Origin of the sequence: Enterobacter sp. RHBSTW-00175 (genome assembly GCF_013927005.1) — a bacterium.
Lineage (GTDB): Bacteria > Pseudomonadota > Gammaproteobacteria > Enterobacterales > Enterobacteriaceae > Enterobacter.
This window is the reverse complement of sequence record NZ_CP055932.1, coordinates 48689-68715: the sequence shown is the minus strand read 5'-3', so window position 1 is coordinate 68715 and position 20027 is coordinate 48689. Positions and strand designations below refer to the sequence as shown.

18 protein-coding genes and 3 pseudogenes are annotated in these 20027 nt (G+C 50.0%); 16 read left to right on the top strand and 5 right to left on the bottom strand.

Annotated elements, in window-relative coordinates; genetic code table 11:
* Positions 1–516 precede the first annotated feature (516 nt).
* Positions 517–1221, top strand: a complete 705-nt coding sequence (locus tag HV107_RS26800; protein WP_001067855.1) for an IS6-like element IS26 family transposase — start codon at positions 517–519, stop codon at positions 1219–1221.
* Here the strand turns inward: HV107_RS26800 and HV107_RS26795 are convergent.
* Together HV107_RS26795 and HV107_RS26790 are read right to left on the bottom strand one after the other, a co-directional pair.
* A complete protein-coding gene (locus tag HV107_RS26795) occupies positions 1167–1604 on the bottom strand; it encodes a hypothetical protein (protein WP_259349721.1) in 438 nt (145 codons plus the stop codon). The genes HV107_RS26800 and HV107_RS26795 overlap by 55 nt on opposite strands.
* On the bottom strand, positions 1588–2595 hold the full coding sequence (locus tag HV107_RS26790) for a site-specific integrase (RefSeq protein ID WP_008325196.1): 1008 nt from the start codon (positions 2593–2595) through the stop codon (positions 1588–1590). The genes HV107_RS26795 and HV107_RS26790 overlap by 17 nt, the downstream gene beginning before the upstream one ends.
* A 61-nt stretch (positions 2596–2656) precedes the next feature.
* Between HV107_RS26790 and umuC the strand changes: the two are divergent.
* The 3 genes and pseudogenes from umuC to HV107_RS26775 all read left to right on the top strand — a co-directional run.
* Positions 2657–3799 (top strand): annotated as a pseudogene (gene umuC / locus HV107_RS26785) (translesion error-prone DNA polymerase V subunit UmuC); the annotation flags it as partial.
* 78 nt (positions 3800–3877) lie between these two features.
* Entirely contained in the window at positions 3878–4129 is a 252-nt protein-coding gene (locus HV107_RS26780) for a type II toxin-antitoxin system Phd/YefM family antitoxin (RefSeq protein WP_004118488.1), read from the top strand.
* A gap of 53 nt (positions 4130–4182) precedes the next feature.
* Entirely contained in the window at positions 4183–4488 is a 306-nt protein-coding gene (locus HV107_RS26775) for a hypothetical protein (protein WP_008325193.1), read from the top strand.
* 1153 nt (positions 4489–5641) lie between these two features.
* Here the strand turns inward: HV107_RS26775 and HV107_RS26770 are convergent.
* From HV107_RS26770 to HV107_RS26760, 3 genes are all read right to left on the bottom strand, one after another.
* Positions 5642–6613: a ParB/RepB/Spo0J family plasmid partition protein gene (locus HV107_RS26770; protein WP_004206785.1), complete on the bottom strand. Its 972-nt coding sequence runs from the start codon at positions 6611–6613 to the stop codon at positions 5642–5644.
* Positions 6613–7779, bottom strand: coding sequence for a plasmid-partitioning protein SopA (sopA, locus tag HV107_RS26765; protein WP_000523812.1), 1167 nt, complete (start codon positions 7777–7779; stop codon positions 6613–6615). The genes HV107_RS26770 and sopA overlap by 1 nt, the downstream gene beginning before the upstream one ends.
* A 357-nt stretch (positions 7780–8136) precedes the next feature.
* Positions 8137–8841 (bottom strand): IS6-like element IS26 family transposase, encoded by a 705-nt coding sequence (locus tag HV107_RS26760; RefSeq protein ID WP_001067855.1) that lies wholly within the window; start codon positions 8839–8841, stop codon positions 8137–8139.
* A gap of 277 nt (positions 8842–9118) precedes the next feature.
* Between HV107_RS26760 and HV107_RS26755 the strand changes: the two genes are divergently transcribed.
* The 12 genes and pseudogenes from HV107_RS26755 (at position 9119) to arsB (ending at position 20027) form a co-directional block, all read left to right on the top strand.
* Positions 9119–10264 carry an ABC transporter permease gene (locus HV107_RS26755; RefSeq protein ID WP_001325018.1) on the top strand — a complete coding sequence of 382 codons (1146 nt, stop codon included), beginning with the start codon at positions 9119–9121 and terminating at the stop codon, positions 10262–10264.
* A 5-nt stretch (positions 10265–10269) separates the two neighbouring features.
* Positions 10270–11061 carry an ABC transporter ATP-binding protein gene (locus tag HV107_RS26750; protein WP_001325019.1) on the top strand — a complete coding sequence of 264 codons (792 nt, stop codon included), beginning with the start codon at positions 10270–10272 and terminating at the stop codon, positions 11059–11061.
* Between the two features lies 1 nt (position 11062).
* On the top strand, positions 11063–12001 hold the full coding sequence (locus tag HV107_RS26745; protein ID WP_000449980.1) for an MlaD family protein: 939 nt from the start codon (positions 11063–11065) through the stop codon (positions 11999–12001).
* The gene (locus HV107_RS26740) at positions 12001–12642 is read left to right on the top strand and encodes an ABC-type transport auxiliary lipoprotein family protein (protein ID WP_000948259.1); all 642 of its coding nucleotides are present in this window, start codon (positions 12001–12003) and stop codon (positions 12640–12642) included. The genes HV107_RS26745 and HV107_RS26740 overlap by 1 nt, the downstream gene beginning before the upstream one ends.
* Before the next feature lie 347 nt (positions 12643–12989).
* A complete protein-coding gene (locus tag HV107_RS26735) occupies positions 12990–13901 on the top strand; it encodes an L-serine ammonia-lyase, iron-sulfur-dependent, subunit alpha (protein WP_259349720.1) in 912 nt (303 codons plus the stop codon).
* An 83-nt stretch (positions 13902–13984) separates the two neighbouring features.
* A complete protein-coding gene (locus HV107_RS26730) occupies positions 13985–15016 on the top strand; it encodes an IS630-like element ISEc33 family transposase (RefSeq protein WP_032425611.1) in 1032 nt (343 codons plus the stop codon).
* Positions 14988–15422: pseudogene (locus HV107_RS26725) on the top strand (L-serine ammonia-lyase, iron-sulfur-dependent, subunit alpha); the annotation flags it as partial. The gene HV107_RS26730 and the pseudogene HV107_RS26725, both read left to right, overlap by 29 nt.
* A gap of 81 nt (positions 15423–15503) precedes the next feature.
* Positions 15504–15881 (top strand): annotated as a pseudogene (locus tag HV107_RS26720) (PLP-dependent transferase); the annotation flags it as partial.
* 275 nt (positions 15882–16156) lie between these two features.
* Positions 16157–16510 (top strand): As(III)-sensing metalloregulatory transcriptional repressor ArsR, encoded by a 354-nt coding sequence (gene arsR, locus HV107_RS26715; protein WP_001114073.1) that lies wholly within the window; start codon positions 16157–16159, stop codon positions 16508–16510.
* A gap of 47 nt (positions 16511–16557) precedes the next feature.
* Positions 16558–16920: an arsenite efflux transporter metallochaperone ArsD gene (gene arsD / locus HV107_RS26710; protein WP_000783215.1), complete on the top strand. Its 363-nt coding sequence runs from the start codon at positions 16558–16560 to the stop codon at positions 16918–16920.
* A 17-nt stretch (positions 16921–16937) separates the two neighbouring features.
* On the top strand, positions 16938–18689 hold the full coding sequence (arsA, locus tag HV107_RS26705; protein WP_001556710.1) for an arsenite efflux transporter ATPase subunit ArsA: 1752 nt from the start codon (positions 16938–16940) through the stop codon (positions 18687–18689).
* A 48-nt stretch (positions 18690–18737) separates the two neighbouring features.
* Positions 18738–20027 (top strand): arsenite efflux transporter membrane subunit ArsB, encoded by a 1290-nt coding sequence (arsB, locus tag HV107_RS26700; protein ID WP_000922630.1) that lies wholly within the window; start codon positions 18738–18740, stop codon positions 20025–20027.

The window sequence follows — 20027 nt, the reverse complement described above, 5'->3', positions numbered from 1 at the left end:
CTTGATCCTCAACGGTTATCCACAAAAGGATGTAGTAATACGTATCGCAGTCAACGGATATACATACCTCAGTAAATACCGTTGCATATCACAGTATTAGATTATGCATATAACAGTCAACATTTTACATTCCACAGTCGATCCAGACAGACGTTAAAGCCAGTTACAGCGCATGCTGGAGCGATCCGGGGATCTCTTTTGGATCTCATTATGATCTCCTTGGGATCAATTATTGGATCGAGACCATGAATAACCCAGATACAAGCCCGGAAGCGCCACACCAGATATCCAGAACCCTGGCCTTATTTTCCTGAATACGCTCTGGAAGATTGAGATCTACAGGTACAACAGTGAAACATTGACTGCGGTATGCTGAGTCGTCTTTCCTCTTCCTCGACACAGATGCGGTAAGCATCATACCATAGTCAATATATTACATACCGCAGTCAATTTGGCACTGTTGCAAATAGTCGGTGGTGATAAACTTATCATCCCCTTTTGCTGATGGAGCTGCACATGAACCCATTCAAAGGCCGGCATTTTCAGCGTGACATCATTCTGTGGGCCGTACGCTGGTACTGCAAATACGGCATCAGTTACCGTGAGCTGCAGGAGATGCTGGCTGAACGCGGAGTGAATGTCGATCACTCCACGATTTACCGCTGGGTTCAGCGTTATGCGCCTGAAATGGAAAAACGGCTGCGCTGGTACTGGCGTAACCCTTCCGATCTTTGCCCGTGGCACATGGATGAAACCTACGTGAAGGTCAATGGCCGCTGGGCGTATCTGTACCGGGCCGTCGACAGCCGGGGCCGCACTGTCGATTTTTATCTCTCCTCCCGTCGTAACAGCAAAGCTGCATACCGGTTTCTGGGTAAAATCCTCAACAACGTGAAGAAGTGGCAGATCCCGCGATTCATCAACACGGATAAAGCGCCCGCCTATGGTCGCGCGCTTGCTCTGCTCAAACGCGAAGGCCGGTGCCCGTCTGACGTTGAACACCGACAGATTAAGTACCGGAACAACGTGATTGAATGCGATCATGGCAAACTGAAACGGATAATCGGCGCCACGCTGGGATTTAAATCCATGAAGACGGCTTACGCCACCATCAAAGGTATTGAGGTGATGCGTGCACTACGCAAAGGCCAGGCCTCAGCATTTTATTATGGTGATCCCCTGGGCGAAATGCGCCTGGTAAGCAGAGTTTTTGAAATGTAAGGCCTTTGAATAAGACAAAAGGCTGCCTCATCGCTAACTTTGCAACAGTGCCCTTCGAGCCAGTCGTCCTGGGTCCATGACCAGTAGTTTTTTTCCAGCCGGTGCATTTCCAGAATGATGTCATGAATTGCAGAATTGGTTGTTGTGGATGCGGCATTCATCCACTTTAATGCTGCTCTGAGTGGAATTATCAGGCGAGAAAGCCTTTGTCTTACACAGTTCGACCAGTTTTGTTTATGACGTCCAACAACATACTGAGCCAGCTTTATCAAAGTATCTCGTTCAATCGGCTGTAATTCGGGAGAACAATCCCAGTCAGGATCAGGTTGCCATACTTCGTAGTCAAAAGGGGCTGGCGCATCATATTCAGTTTTCATTGCCATCCGTATTGTCCCCCTTTAAATGGTGTAACCGATGTTCATGTATCGACGCCATACCTGCGTTAAATTTTTCCGTAAGATCACGCGCACTAAGATGGATATAAAGTAACGTTGACTGGATACTCTGATGGCCGGCAAACGTAGCGATCTCATGAATATCCCAGTCAGCTCTGGCGAGATCGGTCAGACATAGATGTCTGAAGGTATGCGTACTCAATTGGGGTAGCCCCGCCTGCATTGCCAACGACCTTACGATCTTGGACCAGGTCCACCGGGTTATTGGCGCAGTTCTGTTGCGACAGGAATAAGAAAGAAACAGTGGGCCACGGGAAGTATTTAATTGTCGCCGTTCTGCTAACCAGAGGAAATATAACTCTCCGGTTACGACAGAATAGGGCACAACCCGACCTCGCTTAGTTTTTGTCGTTTCAGCCCGAACTGTTAGCAAGCGACGAGAAGGGTCAATATCGCCGGTAGCAACGGAGCACAACTCTTCCCGGCGCAGGGCACAGTCGTACGCAAGAGATAGCATAAAACGATTACGTATTGTGGTCTGGCGGGCTGCGATAAGTAAGTTTTCCCAGTCACGGTCACTCGGTATCCATGGCAGGCGTCGCTGTGCCTGAATGAGCCCCCTGCGCCCACCTCCGCCAGGATGCCAGCTGCCTCTCATAACGGGGTTCAGTACTATTAATCCTTCTTCTCGCAGGTAGTCACAATATAATCGAACGATAGTGAGTCGATGACGAAGGCTGGCAGCCGCCAGATTGCGGGAGATATTAAGATGCCGAACATACAAAGCCAGGATCTCCCGGCTGGCTTCTGTAGGGCTCACATCATTCTGGCGACAAAAACGCAGCCAATCATCGATCCCACGGGCATAAGCTTCAACCGTATTTGGCGCCTTCAGCAAACTTTCCTGTAAGCATAACCAGCGAAAAGCTGTAGGCTCAGCCATCATGTAAGGTAAAGATGCCAGCAACGATGCACGCATACACTTTCCTTCCGAGTCAGAAAGCACAACCTAAGGATAGTCAATTCCAAATAACATATAAGCCAAACGGCTGGGTATAAAGATGGGAACCCCCTGGTTCCAGCTCAAAGAGGCGCAGTTTCCTGAAAAACTGTACGTTTTTTCCAGCAACTACGAGCTCTACGCGAGCCTGAGTAACCGTGTGGTCGCCCTGCTGGAAGAGCTGTCGCCCCGCGTCGAACAATACTCAATTGACGAATGTTTCCTGGATGCCCGAGGAATTGGCCACTGTATGGATCTGGAGGATTTTGGCAGGCAGCTGCGTGGGCATGTTCTCAGTGGAACCGGACTGACGATCGGTGTCGGCTTCGGCGCCACAAAAACACTGGCCAAATCGGCGCAGTGGGCGTCAAAGGAATGGCCACAATTCAGTGGGGTGCTGGCGCTGTCGCCCGAAAATCCACGCAGAACGGCAAAATTACTCAGCCTGCAGCCGGTGGAAGAAATCTGGGGCGTGGGGAACCGGATAGCGAAAAAGCTGCACGTTATGGGGATCACCACTGCCCTGCAGCTGTCGCTGACGAACCCCACATTTATCCGGAAAAACTTCAACGTAGTGCTGGAGCGCACGGTACGTGAGCTGAACGGCGAGAGCTGCATTTCGCTGGAGGAAGCGCCGCCGCCGAAACAGCAGATTGTCTGCAGTCGCAGCTTCGGGCAGCGGATCACCACCTACGAAGAAATGCGCCAGGCCGTCTGCCAGTATGCCGAGCGCGCGGCGGAAAAGTTGCGCGGTGAGCGACAGTACTGCCGGCATATCAGCACCTTCATCAAGACGTCCCCTTTTGCGGTTAATGAGCCGTATTACGGTAACGTGGCCACGGAAAAACTGAACACCCCTACCCGTGACACCCGGGACATTATCGCGGCAGCGGTCAGGTCTCTGGACAGGATCTGGCTCGATGGCCACCGCTACGCAAAAGCGGGGATAATGCTCAATGATTTCAGTCCGAACGGCGTCGCGCAGCTGAATCTGTTCGATGACGTGCAGCCACGGCCGCACAGCGATGCGCTGATGAAGGTGCTCGACGGCATTAATCATTCCGGACTCGGGAAAGTCTGGTTTGCCGGACGGGGTATTGCGCCGGACTGGCAGATGAAACGGGAGATGCTGTCACCGGCATATACCACCCGCTGGAAGGAGCTGCCGGTTGCCCGTTTCTGACCGTCGAAATGACAGACGGGACTTGCTGCAAGAGCTTACTTTACCGATCATACAGATGACTTGTCTCAGGGGGGAACCATGACAAATATCATTCTGTGTGATGTGACTGCCAGCATCAGCGAACTTAAAAACGATCCGGTGGCCACCGCCAGTGCCGGCGGCGGCTACCCGGTCGCGATTATTGACCGCAACCGCCCTGTTTTTTATTGTGTGCCCGCGGCTCTGTATGAACAAATGCTCGATGCGCTGGACGAAAAAGACCTGGTGCAATTGATCACAGAACGTCAAAACCAGCCGCTGCGTGAAGTGGATCTCAATCAGTATCTGTGATGTGCTCCGGTGCGAGGAGCAAGGAATGTATTAAATCAATGTTAAGGAACAATATGGGTAGCAAAATCGCAGGTGTGGTTTTCTTATTCTTCACTATCTGGGGAATGGCTTCAGTGATTGAATTGCAGTACTGGCGTAACGCTGATACCTATCCTGTCTGGCTGACAAAACATCTCCGGATCTCTCCCGAAAATAACGAAAAGAGCCTGATAAGGATAGGAATGGAAACCTTTGACAAGGTATGTGGTGATAACAGGGGCCTCCTTGCCGTCACCCAAAAACAAAACGGTATGTTTATGCGCTGTGATGATTCCCCCGGATTTTTTTCATGGTTCAGCGGCGTTTACAAAGTCAGTTAATCAGATAACGTGTTGGACTTTCAATATGTTACCCACACGGTTATCCCCCGTTACTGTGGATAATCAATATATTGTGTCTCAGACAGCTGCTTTTTCTACCATATGTTGTGTCCCTGATATCCCCTCGGACGGCGTGACAAACGACATCACACTGGAGACGCTGATGACGGGACCATGTTCATCCAGGGTCGTAAGAACGGCCGGGACTGGTTACCGGCCGGACGAAGGACCGGCCAACGCGCAGCGGCGGCAGCTGGTTTTAAAAATGCTGGCGGAAATTTAAAATTAAGCCGCACACCCCGCGAAATTTTGCAAATTTCACTCAACATGCTTCGTTCAGATCCCAACAGAGCTTTCACCATCACCTGTAATAGCCGCCCTGCTGCGTGATTACTCCGCTCAACAGGTTGCTGGCGACAAGCCAATACCTGTTCGTGACAGGCATTGCTTAACCGTTGTCCCAAACTAATAATGTGCCGACGATGCAGGTGGGACCGTGGTCCCAGGCCGATAAGCTGACCGGCGATGCAGGTGGGACCGTGGTCCCAGGCAGGTAAGCTGACCGATGACGCAGGTGGGACCGTGGTCCCAGTCAGATAACCTGACCGACGACGCAGGTGGGACCGTGGTCCCAGACAGATAACCTGACCGATGACGCAGGTGAGACCGTGGTCCCAGGCAGATAACCTGACAGACGATGCAGGTGGGACCGTGGTCCCAGACAGATAAGCTGACCGATGACGCAGGTGGGACCGTGGTCCCAGACAGATAAGCTGACCGATGACGCAGGTGGGACCGTGGTCCCAGGCAGATAACCTGACCGACGACGCAGGTGGGACCGTGGTCCCAGTCAGATAACCTGACCGATGACGCAGGTGGGACCGTGGTCCCAGGCAGATAAGCTGACAGATGACGCAGGTGGGACCGTGGTCCCAGGCAGATAAGCTGACCGACGATGCAGGTGGGACCGTGGTCCCAGGGAGATAACCTGACCGGCGATGCAGGTGGGACCGTGGTCCAAGGCAGATAAGCTGACAGATGACGCAGGTGGGACCGTGGTCCCAGAGAGAATATTCAGGCCAGTTATGTTTTCTGGCCTGTGAGAAAGGAAATGAAGTAAAGGGAGATCACCGTAGAATAATGCGTGTCCGCATCAGACTCCTGGTTTCTCAAGCTCCTTAAGAATGGCTTCTATTTTCTCTATACACTCCGCAGGAATGCGGGACTTATCCAGGTTAAGCACCATTTTATCGCCCTTATACAATGCTGTTGCCCCTGGAGCAAACTGATGACGTGAGCTCAGATTAACTCTTGATGCGGGAGATTGTTTCAGTACGGATGTTAAAAGACTAATGACCTCTTCAGCTTCAAAGATTAGTCCCGCTTTCTTCTGATCGTGGAGAGTCTCAGCCTGCTGCTTCAGTAATTCTTCTTTATCTGCAAAAGCCTTCTGAAGGGCTTCACCTGACCGGGCAGACAGTTCTCCAGGATGTGCAAACAGGGCAACAACGGATTTAGGCAGTTTGGCCGTATTAATACAGCGGGTAATGATCTTACGAGAAATGTTTTCCGCATCGGCAAGCGCAGAAATATTTCCTGCAAACTCATTCTGCAGCCGGCTTGTATAACGCAGGCCACGTTCATAAGCACTCGTCGGCCGATAATCGTTACCCAGTCGGGACAATGCAGCCATCTGCTCATCGTCCAGTTCACCAACCAGAACGCGATAATCACTTTCCGTCAGGATTGCGGCTTTACGGCGACGGCTGCCGTCTGCAATTTCTATGACATCAGAAACCCGGCGGCCGAAAGCTGGAGTCTGCTGACCGGTCAGTAAAAATGAAGGAATGAGATCATCCAGAGCATCTTCGGTAAGTAGTTCCTGATCGCGCTCATTGCCTGACCATACGCGTGAAGCGCTCTCAACAGAGTCTCCCCGGAGCACCTCAAGGGTAAATTTTACTTCCCGTCCACTTACCGGAAGAGAGATTGCATTACCGCGGGCCATAGCACCCACGCGCGCAATTAATGAATCCACCATCGGCGCGGCCGGCGCCGGTGATGAAGTATCTTCAGTCGATTGAGTATGTGTGGTATGTCTTGGAATGACAGGAGCACGCTTCATTATCTAATCTCCCAGCGTGGTTTAATCAGACGATCAAAAATCTCATTGCAAACAGGCTCCCAGATAGAGAGGGCATTACGCCAGGCACCGGTTGAAGAACGTTGATCAATAGCCTGTTCAAAAACGGTTCTCATACGGATCTGACCTTTGCCGACTTCATCCGTTTCGCGCACAACATTTTTAAGGACCATGCTTCCCCAGGCATCCCGAATTTGTTCTTCCATCCACGGGGACTGCGAGCCATTATTATTACTGTATTTGGTAAGCAGAATACGGACATCTGGCTCGAAGCCTTTAAGATCCACGTTCTTAAGCAGGTCACGAAGCATATCGAAAAACTGCAGTGCGGAGGTGTAGTCGAACAGCTCTGCCGGAGTAGGGACAATCAGAACATCAGCAGCGCATACAACATTTATCGTACCGATACCAAGGTTGGGTGCGCTGTCGATAACTATCACGTCATAATCATGAGCGACAGTTTCAATGGCCAGACGGAGCATCAGGTGCGGGTCAGCAGGTAATTTGCCTTCGTCAAATTTCCCCATCAGCTCGGTTTCAATGCGGTGCAGTGCCAGACAGGACGGGATGATATCAAGGCCAGGCCAGCAGGTGGGCTTTATAGCGTAGCTGGCGTCATCCTTTTCCCCAAGATAAAAGGGCAGGAGAGTGTCCTCAGCATGAATATGAAGATCGGGCACCCATCCGTGATACATAGAAGCAGTTCCCTGTGGGTCATTGCCTTCAACAAGCAGAACACGGAGTCCTTTCAGAGCAAGATCCTGAGCCAGGTGAACGGATACTGAGGTTTTGTAAACACCACCTTTGTGAGCTGCAACGCCAATCACCGGCGGAAACGCATCTTCAGCACGGCGCAGTCGTGTACCAAATACATCCCGCATGTGATTGATTTGTTCGATGGTATAACCAACGCGTTGCTCAACTCTCCCACGGGTTTCCATATCAGGGTGCGGCAGCCGGCCAGCTTTCTCGGCATCCCTGATAGCCTGAGATGACACGCCAACTAAATCTGCCGCTTCACCAATCCTCCAGCGCCGGGTTATTTTCCGGGCTTCCGGACTGTCATCATTAAACTGTGCAATGGCGATTGCTTTCGTCATTTCATGACCAGCACTTATGCACTGGTTGAGTGTATCCATGAGTCCCATACTGAACATCCTTTAATCATCACTTTGCATTATTTTATTAAATCTTGGAATTTATTGCAAAGCAACAATAAAATCGCAAAGTGCACGAAAAAGTGCAAAGTGAACCACATTGGGTAATGAAAGAACGCAGGGGATTACAAAAGAGTACATACCGCAGTCAATATTAATCACTGCCGCTCGCCGCAGTAAGCGATCTCACACAGTGAGAAAGCGGCGAGGAAGCGGAAAATCACAGAATTCACAGATTGCACGTACGTCGGGTTGCTAAAGATGGCTCGGGATCAGCCAGTTATAATGAAATTGACGGCACTGTTGCAAAGTTAGCGATGAGGCAGCCTTTTGTCTTATTCAAAGGCCTTACATTTCAAAAACTCTGCTTACCAGGCGCATTTCGCCCAGGGGATCACCATAATAAAATGCTGAGGCCTGGCCTTTGCGTAGTGCACGCATCACCTCAATACCTTTGATGGTGGCGTAAGCCGTCTTCATGGATTTAAATCCCAGCGTGGCGCCGATTATCCGTTTCAGTTTGCCATGATCGCATTCAATCACGTTGTTCCGGTACTTAATCTGTCGGTGTTCAACGTCAGACGGGCACCGGCCTTCGCGTTTGAGCAGAGCAAGCGCGCGACCATAGGCGGGCGCTTTATCCGTGTTGATGAATCGCGGGATCTGCCACTTCTTCACGTTGTTGAGGATTTTACCCAGAAACCGGTATGCAGCTTTGCTGTTACGACGGGAGGAGAGATAAAAATCGACAGTGCGGCCCCGGCTGTCGACGGCCCGGTACAGATACGCCCAGCGGCCATTGACCTTCACGTAGGTTTCATCCATGTGCCACGGGCAAAGATCGGAAGGGTTACGCCAGTACCAGCGCAGCCGTTTTTCCATTTCAGGCGCATAACGCTGAACCCAGCGGTAAATCGTGGAGTGATCGACATTCACTCCGCGTTCAGCCAGCATCTCCTGCAGCTCACGGTAACTGATGCCGTATTTGCAGTACCAGCGTACGGCCCACAGAATGATGTCACGCTGAAAATGCCGGCCTTTGAATGGGTTCATGTGCAGCTCCATCAGCAAAAGGGGATGATAAGTTTATCACCACCGACTATTTGCAACAGTGCCCTGCCAGCGTACTGTTAATTCTGCTGGCGGTAGTCGTTTGGTTTACCCTGCCAGAGAGGAAAATACGGCAATTGGGCAAACAGCGTGCCACACCTCACTGATTAGGGTGTGGTTAACACTTCATTAATTAAACAGTCATTACTCTTACTTAACTGTGTGATATACCTATTTAGGGTTTGAAACATTAGAGTTTGAAATAGGTAAGGTCTGAGCAATGACTGAGCAAACGTCCCCCGCACAACTTGATCTCGATAGCGCGGCTCAGCCCCCCAGAGTTTATATCCGGGGGGACTGGGTGTTGGCGCATTACTGCGTTTTGGAGCCGCGCGTTGCGCAATTGCGCGCTAATATGCCCAGTGGGGGGGTATTTGATCTCAACCAACTGGGGGCGTTAGATACCGCCGGTGCAACGTTGTTAGCTCTGCTTCTGGGTGAGGACCGTGTAGCAAATTTACGCGAACTTGCGCCTAAATTGCCAGAAGAGCGGAGGATATTACTTGAAACGGTAAGCCATGTATTGCCTGACTTAACCCCTGAGTTGTCTGAAAAACCCACACGGTTTTGGCTTGAGATGCTGGCTAATACCGGCCGTTCGGTAGATAACTTATGGCAAGATATTAAGTCACTATTGGGCTTTATTGGTCTGGCGCTGGAAACCTTGCTGGGAACACTTTTTCGCCCCTCCCGCTGGCGCATTACCTCATTAATTGCCAATATTCAACAGATTGGCCTCAATGCTGTGCCGATCATTATGTTGCTCACCTTTTTGGTGGGGGCAGTTATCGCCTTTCTCGGTGCAACCGTACTCACTACTTTCGGCGCGGGCATTTTTACCGTCGATTTGGTGGTATTTTCTTTTCTACGTGAATTTGCGGTACTGCTTACCGCGATCCTGATGGCAGGGCGAACAGCCAGTGCTTTTACCGCTGAAATTGGCTTGATGAAAGCCAATGAAGAGATTGATGCTATCCAAACACTGGGCTTGAATCCGGTCGAACTGTTGGTGCTACCGCGCGTCTTGGCACTATTGATCTCTCTGCCGATGCTAACCTTTATTGGCATGGTTTGCGGTATTTTCGGTGGCATGGTGGTGTGTGCCTTAACACTGGATATCTCTCCCACTATGTTTTTGTCGATTATGCAAAACAGTAATGGGTTGCAGCATTTTCTGGTGGGAATAAGTAAAGCCCCTATTTTTGCTTTCCTGATTGCTATTATTGGCTGTCTGGAGGGGTTCAAAGTAACCGGTAGTGCTGAATCAGTCGGGGTTCATACCACCACCAGTGTGGTGCATTCGATCTTTGTGGTGATTTTGCTTGATGCCGTGGCAGCGCTATTTTTCATGGAAATGGGGTGGTGAGCCAAATGACGCAAGATGCAATCATTCAAATTCGCGATCTGGTTAACTGCTTTGGCGTACAGTGCGTGCATCAAGGGTTGAATCTTGATGTTAAGCGCGGCGAAGTTCTTGGCGTGGTTGGTGGCTCGGGTACCGGTAAATCTGTTCTGTTACGCAGTATTGTTGGGTTACGTCGTCCGACTGACGGGAAAATTCATGTTTTTGGCAAGGATTTAATGGCACTGTCAGGTCAATCCCGCGCCATGGTCGAGCGCCGATTCGGCGTATTATTTCAACGAGGCGCACTGTTCAGTTCTCTAACCGTGACCGAGAACGTGGCATTACCATTAATAGAAAACGCCGGATTACCCCGGTCTGAGGCTGAGCGATTGGCTCAGGTTAAACTGGCACTGGCTGGGCTACCGCCGGGCACTGGCAGTAAGTATCCAGCATCTCTGTCGGGTGGTATGGTCAAGCGTGTTGCGCTAGCCCGTGCCTTAGCACTGGACCCGGATATTCTGTTTCTTGATGAACCGACTGCGGGTCTTGATCCCATTGGTGCGGCGGCGTTTGACAGTTTGATCCGCACCCTGCGGGATGCCCTCAATCTAACGGTATTCTTGGTGACCCACGATCTGGATACGCTGTATACACTGTGTGATCGTGTGGCGGTGCTTTCGCAGAAAAAAGTGCTGGTGGTTGATACTCTGGATAAAGTTGCAGCGACTGATGATGGCTGGATTCAGGCGTATTTTCATGGCCCACGTGGCCGGGCTGCTTATCAGGCAGCGGCAATTAACAGTGGAGAGAGGTTGTAATATGGAAACCCGTGCTCATCATGTCGTTATTGGTTTGTTCACTCTTATTGTGGTGAGTGCCGCGCTGCTGTTTTGCCTATGGCTGACAAATTCCGGTTCTGATCGCCAGTTCAGATTGTACGATATCGTTTTCAATGAGCCTGTGAGTGGCCTGTCACAGGGTAGCACCGTTCAGTACAGCGGGATTCGAGTCGGTGAGGTGACGCAATTACGCCTGGACCGAGACAATCCGAATAAGGTTTGGGCACGTATTCGCGTTTCTGCATCTACTCCGATACGCGAAGATACCCAAGCTCGTCTCACCGTCGCGGGTATTACCGGCACCTCAAATATTCAATTCAGCAGTGGCAGCCAGACCAGCCCGTTGCTGGAGGGCAAAGATGACGAGGTTCCTATCATTATTGCTACCCCTTCGCCGATGAGCCAGTTACTGGCTAACGGTGAGAATTTCATGACCAATGCGAATGAAGTGTTGGTGCGTTTGAACCAGTTGCTGGCACCGGATAACCAGCAGCGCCTAGTAACGACACTGGATAATCTCGCGCTGGTCACCCAAACTGTGGCTGATCAACGTGGTGATCTCCGTACCCTGTTGCAGCAGTTGGCGCAGGCCAGTAAACAGGCTAATGAGACACTGACTCAAACCAATCGCCTGCTGCGTAATGCTAACGGCTTAATGGATGGGCAGGGGAAACAACTGGTCAGTGATGCCGCCAAAACCATGGCATCGTTGCAAAATACCAGTACCATCCTCAATAAATTGGTGAGTGAAAATAAAACCTCACTCAATAACGGGATGCAAGGGATGAATGAGCTGGGGCCGGCAGTAGATGAGCTGCGCAGAACATTAGCGACATTACGTGCCGCCGTTTCTCGTTTGGAAGAAAACCCAGCGGCCTTGTTGCGCGGCCGTGAAAGAACACAGGAGTTTACGCCTTAATGCTCTCTTTTAATGTGATGCGCTATGCAGGCCGCCGCGTGTGGCTATTGATGATATCCGGGGGGGCGATACTGCTCTCTGCCTGCACCATTTTACCTTCGGCCCCTGTATCACAAGTTTATCTTCTGCCGGTGCCACCTGCAGTCAGTGTGCCACACGCGCAGACAGTAAACTGGTCATTACGGGTTTCACAACCGGCGACGAACCAGTTTCTTAATAGCTCACGCATAGCGGTGCAGCCTCAGGGCCAGGAGATTGCGGTTTATAAAAACTCCCGTTGGAGTGATTCGGCGCCGATTTTGGTGCGCAATCGTCTTATTCAGGCGTTCCGTAGCGATGGGCGAATCCGTGCAGTCAGTAGCGACGATGATAGCTTGCAGGCTGATGTGGAGTTGAGTGGTGATCTGTCCGCGTTCCAAGGGGTATACCATGTTGGTAGCAGCGAAGTGCTGATCCGTTTTGATGCTCGGCTGGTAAGAATTTCAGATCGTAGGATTATTGCGACTCGCCAGTTTGACATTCGCCAACCGATAAAAGGTAACGAGATGAACGAGGTGGTTCAGGCCTTTGGCCTGGCCAGTGACCAGTTAGCCACTCAAGTGCTCAACTGGACGATGCAGCAATCCCCTGCGCAGGGTTGATATCTAAACCAGCACCGGTTGGTTTTATCTGAGGCGAGTTGGCAGTAGCTAACTCGCCTTTTTTATCGTCTAGTTTAATGATTCAAGGCGAATAATTGCGTCTAAGGGGAAAATATTCTCTTTATTGTTTTGTGATTAGTATCTCATTGAGTAAGGGATTAATGGTGTTTGAGTTATCTATTTCATTATTTTTAATATGTTTTTATTTAAATTGTTCTGTGGTTATCTTTTTTGTTAAAGAGAACAATATTCTCCAAGCATTAAAAACAACAAGAAAATAGGAAAAGTATTTCTCCCCGTAAAACCCTAAGATAAAAATAATCCAAATCACTGATTAATTACTTCAAATGCAAAAAATAACACATCAACAATTACTCGATTGGTTGAAAAAGGAAGTGAAACTTTCATTAGGTTGTACTGAGCCTATTGCTATTGCGTATGCTGCCGCAGTGGCTGCTAAATATCTCAACGCACCGATATTAAAAATAACGGGGAATATATCGGAGAATCTGTATAAAAATGCGATGGGAGTCACTATTCCGGGAACAAGCTATTGCGGAGTCACTCTTGCGGCGGCAATAGGGGCTATTGGTGGTAACGCGGATGCCGATTTAGAAGTATTAAAAGATATTACTGCGACACAAATTACCGAAGCCTATATATTTAATGAATCAGGTAACGTGTGTCTAAACGCAGTAGATGCTACGGATTTTATTTTTATCGATATTACGCTATATAGTCTTAGTGATCAGTGCCGGGTAGTGATTCAAGGTAGCCATACTAATGTCACTGAAGTTTATATTAATAATATAAAGCAAATATTAGTCCGAGACCTAATTGCCGCCAATGATAGTGGGGTACTACCCGAATTTTCCCTTAACGACGCATTTAAATTTGTAACCGATGTCGCCGCTAAAGACATCATGTTTATGCTGAAAAGTGCTGAGATTAATACCGCGCTTTCTGACGAGGGGCAAAGGAAGAACTATGGTTTGAACGTGAGTGGCGCGTTGTCGCAAGCCAGAAAAAATGGCTTTATCAGCACTGACTTACTGAGTCAAATGTTGATCAACACCACTGCGGCATCAGATGCCCGTATGGGCGGCGCACCCTTACCCGCGATGTCAAATTATGGCTCTGGTAATCAGGGGATTACCGTGACAATGCCGGTAGTGACACTTGCCCGACATCTTAATACAGATGATGAAACACTGGCCCGGGCATTAGCGTTGGCCCATCTAAATAGATGCGCGGAATAGTAGATCACTGAAAGGGAACTCAGCCCGGATTGTGCGATCTGATCAATCGCCAAACCAACCAAAACCACCAACCGGACTGAGCGATGCCGATCATAGCACCAATACCCCGTGGCGAACGACGCCTGATGCAGAAAGCTATTCATAAAACGCGCGATAAAAATCATGCCCGCAGACTCACGGCCATGCTGATGCTTCATCGGGGTGAACGGGTCAGCGATGTTGCCAGAACTCTCTGTTGTGCTCGTTCATCCGTTGGTCGCTGGATTAACTGGTTTACGCACTCAGGTATTGAAGGCCTGAAATCCTTACCCGCAGGGCGCTCCCGACGCTGGCCTTTTGAACATATCTGCACCCTGTTACGTGAGCTGATAAAGCATTCTCCCGGCGATTTTGGTTATCAACGTTCACGCTGGAGCACCGAATTACTGGCATTAAAAATCAATGAGATAACCGGTTGCCAGTTACATGCAGGAACCGTTCGCCGCTGGTTGCCATCTGCGGGGCTTGTATGGCGCAGGGCCGCGCCAACTCTGCGTATCCGTGACCCACATAAAGATGAAAAGATGGCGGTAATCCACAAAGCGCTGGATGAATGCAGCGCAGAGCATCCGGTATTTTATGAAGATGAAGTGGATATCCACCTTAATCCTAAAATCGGTGCGGACTGGCAGTTGCGCGGACAGCAGAAACGGGTAGTGACGCCGGGGCAGAACGAAAAATACTATCTGGCCGGCGCACTGCACAGTGGCACGGGTAAAGTCAGCTACGTGGGCGGCAACAGCAAAAGTTCAGCGCTGTTTATCGCTCTGCTGAAGCACCTGAAAGCCACTTACCGGCGGGCGAAAACAATCACGCTGATCGTTGATAACTACATTATCCATAAAAGCCGCGAAACACAGCGCTGGTTGAAAGCAAATCCCAAGTTCAGGGTAATTTACCAGCCGGTTTACTCGCCGTGGGTGAATCATGTGGAACGGCTATGGCAGGCACTTCATGACACGATAACCCGTAATCATCAGTGCCGCTCAATGTGGCAGTTACTGAAAAAGGTCCGCCATTTTATGGAAACCGCCAGCCCATTCCCCGGAGGAAAACATGGTCAGGCAAAAGTGTAGCGGTATTAGGCGCAGCTATTTAGCCGCAATCTCAATTCATATGCGTTATACCCGATTGTCTGCATTGTGTGCGGCGTCAACGGCAGCAATGGGGGCGGCGGCAGGTATGAGTTGGTTATTGACCCAAGATTTTCAAACTATCTCCTACGCGGTCAGTAATATGATCAGTGATATTAGTGGCATTATTTGCGATGGTGCATCAAATAGTTGTGCCATGAAAGTGTCTACCGCTACCGCCTGTGCATTTAAGTCGGTGTTGATGGCGCAACAAAATAGTGTTGCAGGGGAGCGTGATGGCATTGTTTCCTGCGATGTTGAAGGTTCTATCAATAATTTATGTAAATTAGTGTTATCGCCAATGAGGCAAACAGATAAAGAAATTATCAGTATAATGACACGTAAATAAATATTACGGTTTAACCGCGTGGCCTAACGTCATTATTAATAATGATCGGCGGGCTATCGTTAAAATTTAAAGGGACAAATAATGAGCAAATCAAAATCGATCGCGACTCTGGTTATCCATGCCGGAGATCAAGTTGACCGGGGCAATAATGCTATTTTTCCACCGATTACTACCGCCAGTTCCTTCATTCAGCCAAATTTAGGCGAAGAAGGGGAGTTTTGTTATTCCCGTTGCAGTAACCCGACAAGATATGCATATGAAACCGCCTTGGCTGAGTTGGAAGGAGGTATCTATGCTACGGCAACCGCTTCCGGTATGGCAGCAACTGCACTTATATTGGAATTGCTACCTAAGGATTCCCATGTATTAGTAATGAAAGGGGTCTATGGCGGTACTTATCGGTTGTTTGAACGTCTGCGTAAACAAACTTCAGGTACGACATTCAGTTATGTCGATCTTGGGGTCTGAGGGCCAATGGAACGAAAACGTACGCTAAGGAAATAACCAATTGTTATAATTGATATTATTCATTCTTCTCTATGAACTGAAAGCCCGCACTAAGCAATGTTTTAGCCTCAAATGACTTTTTTACCTACCCAACTAACGTAACGATCGCACATCAGGTCGTTTTTCAACCGCATAGTGACACCTGCACTCACATGCGAGAAAACACATATGATTTTGACTTCTTGTTTTGGTGGAGAGACAATACCCATTCATAGCAGGAGTACATAATGCCAGAAATTGCATCCCTACAACTTTTCAAAATACTATCTGATGAAACCCGCCTGGGTATCGTGCTACTGCTCAGGGAGATGGGGGAGCTGTGCGTATGCGATCTCTGCACAGCGCTGGAACAATCACAACCCAAGACCTCCCGCCATCTGGCGATGCTTCGGGAAAGTGGCCTGTTGCTGGATCGCAAGCAGGGGAAATGGGTTCATTATCGCTTATCCCCGCATATTCCTTCCTGGGCTGCCCTGGTGATTGAGCAGGCCTGGTTAAGTCAACAGGACGACGTACAGGCCATCGCCCGTAAGCTGGCATCGGCCAACTGCTCTGGCAGCGGTAAGGCTGTTTGTATCTAAAAATTTTGCCTGTACATATATGTTTTTACGAATATGAGGTGTTAAAGATGAAAATGTTAACGGTGTTTGATCCGGCGATGTGCTGCAGTACCGGCGTTTGTGGTTCAGATGTCGATCAGGTTTTGGTCAATTTTTCTGCTGATGTGCAATGGCTGAAAGGGCGTGGGGTTCAGATCGAACGTTATAACCTGGCGCAGCAGCCTATGAGCTTCGTTGAGAACGAAAAAGCGAAAGCATTCCTTGAGGCTTCTGGAGCTGAAGGGCTTCCGCTGCTGTTGCTTGATGGTGAAACGGTGATGGCCGGGCGATACCCAAAACGCGCTGAACTGGCTCGCTGGTTTGGTATACCGCTGGAAAAGGTGGGTTTAGCTTCCACCAGTTGCTGTGGTGGTAAAACTTCCTGTTGTTGAGTATGTCAGGAGGACATATGAAATTCTTAGAGAATATCCCGTCTTACCTGTTTTTCACCGGTAAGGGAGGTGTAGGCAAAACTTCGATTTCCTGCGCAACGGCTATACGTCTGGCTGAACTGGGAAAGCGTGTTCTGCTTGTCAGTACCGACCCGGCTTCCAATGTCGGTCAGGTATTCGATCAGACTATCGGTAACACTATCCAGCCCGTGACTGCTGTGTCTGGTCTTTCGGCTCTGGAGATTGACCCGCAGGACGCCGCCCAGCAATACCGCGCCAGAATCGTTGACCCTATTAAAGGTCTTTTGCCTGATGACGTTGTTAACAGCATCAGTGAACAGCTTTCAGGAGCTTGTACGACAGAGATCGCTGCATTCGACGAGTTTACTGGCTTACTGACTGACGCTTCTCTGCTGACCCGCTTTGATCACATCATTTTTGATACTGCCCCAACTGGCCACACTATTCGCCTTCTTCAGCTTCCCGGAGCCTGGAGCAGCTTCATCGAAAGTAACCCGGATGGTGCTTCCTGTCTTGGTCCAATGGCTGGGCTGGAAAAACAACGCGAGCAATATGCTCATGCGGTTGAGGCATTATCCGATCCTGAACGAACTCGCCTTGTGCTGGTCGCGCGATTGCAAAAATCAACACTGCAGGAAGTCGCTCGTACTCATGACGAATTATCAGCTATTGGCCTTAAAAATCAGTATTTAGTCATTAACGGTGTCCTGCCTGCGAGCGAAGCAGAACGTGATGCACTGGCCGCTGCAATATGGCAACGGGAGCAAGAGGCGCTGGCAAATCTTCCTGCCGGGTTATCTGATTTGCCGACAGACAACTTATACCTGCAGCCGCTGAACATGGTTGGTGTATCCGCATTGAAAGGCCTGCTCAACGAACACGCTGAGATAACATCGCTTCCTGAACAAAGCCCACAGAACAAGCCAGAGAATATGTCGTTGTCTGTCCTGGTTGATGATATCGCCCGCAGTGAACACGGTTTGATTATGCTGATGGGCAAAGGTGGTGTGGGCAAAACCACAATGGCTGCGGCTATCGCCGTCAGTCTGGCGGATAAGGGTTTTGATGTGCATCTCACCACCTCAGATCCTGCTGCACATCTCAGTACAACGCTCAATGGCAGCCTCAAAAATCTGCAGGTCAGCCGAATCAACCCTCACGATGAAACTGAACGCTATCGTCAGCATGTTCTTGAGACGAAAGGCAGGGATCTGGATGAGGCTGGGAAACGGCTGCTCGAAGAGGATTTACGTTCTCCTTGCACAGAAGAGATTGCGGTGTTCCAGGCGTTTTCACGCGTAATTCGTGAAGCTGGCAAACGGTTTGTGGTCATGGATACGGCACCTACCGGGCATACGCTATTACTGCTTGATGCTACCGGGGCTTATCACCGTGAGATTGCCAGGAAGATGGGGGATAAAGGTCATTTTACCACTCCGATGATGCAGCTTCAGGACCAGGAACGTACCAAAGTTTTGCTGGTCACTCTGCCTGAAACCACACCTGTACTGGAAGCGGCAAACCTGCAGTCCGATCTTGAACGTGCGGGGATTCATCCCTGGGGCTGGATTATCAATAACAGCCTTTCGATTGCACAGACGCAATCGCCGCTGCTTTGCCAGCGCGCCCTACAAGAGCGTCCTCAAATCGAGGTTGTGAAAAACCAGCATGCAAGCCGCATAGCGTTAGTACCGGTAATGGCTGCAGAGCCCACTGGCATCGAGAAACTCAGAGAGCTGGTTGTTTAATTTTTTTTGTATATACAGGGCGGCAAAGCCGTCCTGTCTGGAGGATTTATGTTACTGGCAGGCGCTATTTTTGTCCTGACCATCGTTTTGGTTATCTGGCAACCGAAGGGATTAGGGATCGGCTGGAGTGCGACGCTGGGCGCGGTACTGGCGCTGATCTCTGGCGTAGTCCATTTTGGTGATATCCCTGTAGTGTGGAATATTGTCTGGAATGCGACGGCGACCTTTATTGCCGTGATTATTATCAGCCTTCTGCTCGATGAATCGGGCTTTTTCGAATGGGCGGCGCTGCACGTTTCACGTTGGGGTAACGGTCGCGGGCGTTTGCTGTTTACCTATATCGTTTTGCTCGGCGCAGCGGTGGCGGCACTGTTTGCCAACGATGGTGCGGCATTGATTCTGACGCCAATTGTTATCGCCATGCTGCTTGCATTAGGTTTCAGCAAAGGCACTACGCTGGCATTTGTCATGGCCGCCGGGTTTATTGCCGATACGGCCAGTCTGCCGCTTATCGTGTCCAACCTGGTTAACATCGTTTCTGCAGACTTCTTTGGGCTGGGTTTCACTGAGTATGCGTCGGTAATGGTGCCGGTGGATATCGCAGCCATTATCGCCACGCTGGTGATGCTGCATCTGTTCTTCCGCAAAGATATTCCGCCAACTTACGACCTGGCTCTCCTGAAAGCACCGGCAAAAGCGATTAAAGATCTGGCAACCTTCAGAACCGGCTGGATAGTGTTGATCCTTCTTCTGGTTGGCTTTTTCGTCCTTGAGCCGTTGGGTATCCCGGTCAGTGCGATTGCTGCTGTAGGGGCTGTCATTCTGTTTGCGGTGGCGAAGCGAGGCCATGCCATTAACACTGGCAAAGTGCTTCGCGGTGCGCCATGGCAGATCGTCATATTCTCTCTGGGAATGTATCTGGTGGTCTATGGTCTGCGTAATGCCGGACTAACAGAATACCTCTCCGGTGTGTTGAACGTGCTGGCAGATAAAGGACTTTGGGCCGCGACGTTTGGTACTGGCTTCCTGACGGCTTTCCTCTCTTCCATCATGAACAATATGCCTACCGTGCTGGTTGGTGCTCTCTCTATTGATGGCAGCACTGCAACAGGCGTTATCAAAGAGGCGATGATTTTTGCCAACGTGATTGGCTGCGATCTTGGACCGAAAATTACACCTATTGGTAGCCTGGCAACGTTGCTCTGGCTGCATGTCCTTTCACAGAAGAACATGACCATCACATGGGGATACTATTTCCGCACCGGGATCGTCATGACTCTGCCTGTGCTGTTTGTAACGCTGGCCGCGCTGGCGCTACGTCTCTCTTTCACTTTGTAA

Bases quoted from the DNA above. Each gene is read 5' to 3' on its own strand.
- HV107_RS26800 (WP_001067855.1), top strand. From the start codon at position 517: ATGAACCCATTCAAAGGCCGGCATTTTCAGCGTGACATCATTCTGTGG.
- HV107_RS26795 (WP_259349721.1), bottom strand. From the start codon at position 1,604: ATGGCAATGAAAACTGAATATGATGCGCCAGCCCCTTTTGACTACGAA.
- HV107_RS26790 (WP_008325196.1), bottom strand. From the start codon at position 2,595: ATGCGTGCATCGTTGCTGGCATCTTTACCTTACATGATGGCTGAGCCT.
- HV107_RS26780 (WP_004118488.1), top strand. From the start codon at position 3,878: ATGACAAATATCATTCTGTGTGATGTGACTGCCAGCATCAGCGAACTT.
- HV107_RS26775 (WP_008325193.1), top strand. From the start codon at position 4,183: ATGGGTAGCAAAATCGCAGGTGTGGTTTTCTTATTCTTCACTATCTGG.
- HV107_RS26770 (WP_004206785.1), bottom strand. From the start codon at position 6,613: ATGAAGCGTGCTCCTGTCATTCCAAGACATACCACACATACTCAATCG.
- sopA (WP_000523812.1), bottom strand. From the start codon at position 7,779: ATGGGACTCATGGATACACTCAACCAGTGCATAAGTGCTGGTCATGAA.
- HV107_RS26760 (WP_001067855.1), bottom strand. From the start codon at position 8,841: ATGAACCCATTCAAAGGCCGGCATTTTCAGCGTGACATCATTCTGTGG.
- HV107_RS26755 (WP_001325018.1), top strand. From the start codon at position 9,119: ATGACTGAGCAAACGTCCCCCGCACAACTTGATCTCGATAGCGCGGCT.
- HV107_RS26750 (WP_001325019.1), top strand. From the start codon at position 10,270: ATGACGCAAGATGCAATCATTCAAATTCGCGATCTGGTTAACTGCTTT.
- HV107_RS26745 (WP_000449980.1), top strand. From the start codon at position 11,063: ATGGAAACCCGTGCTCATCATGTCGTTATTGGTTTGTTCACTCTTATT.
- HV107_RS26740 (WP_000948259.1), top strand. From the start codon at position 12,001: ATGCTCTCTTTTAATGTGATGCGCTATGCAGGCCGCCGCGTGTGGCTA.
- HV107_RS26735 (WP_259349720.1), top strand. From the start codon at position 12,990: ATGCAAAAAATAACACATCAACAATTACTCGATTGGTTGAAAAAGGAA.
- HV107_RS26730 (WP_032425611.1), top strand. From the start codon at position 13,985: ATGCCGATCATAGCACCAATACCCCGTGGCGAACGACGCCTGATGCAG.
- arsR (WP_001114073.1), top strand. From the start codon at position 16,157: ATGCCAGAAATTGCATCCCTACAACTTTTCAAAATACTATCTGATGAA.
- arsD (WP_000783215.1), top strand. From the start codon at position 16,558: ATGAAAATGTTAACGGTGTTTGATCCGGCGATGTGCTGCAGTACCGGC.
- arsA (WP_001556710.1), top strand. From the start codon at position 16,938: ATGAAATTCTTAGAGAATATCCCGTCTTACCTGTTTTTCACCGGTAAG.
- arsB (WP_000922630.1), top strand. From the start codon at position 18,738: ATGTTACTGGCAGGCGCTATTTTTGTCCTGACCATCGTTTTGGTTATC.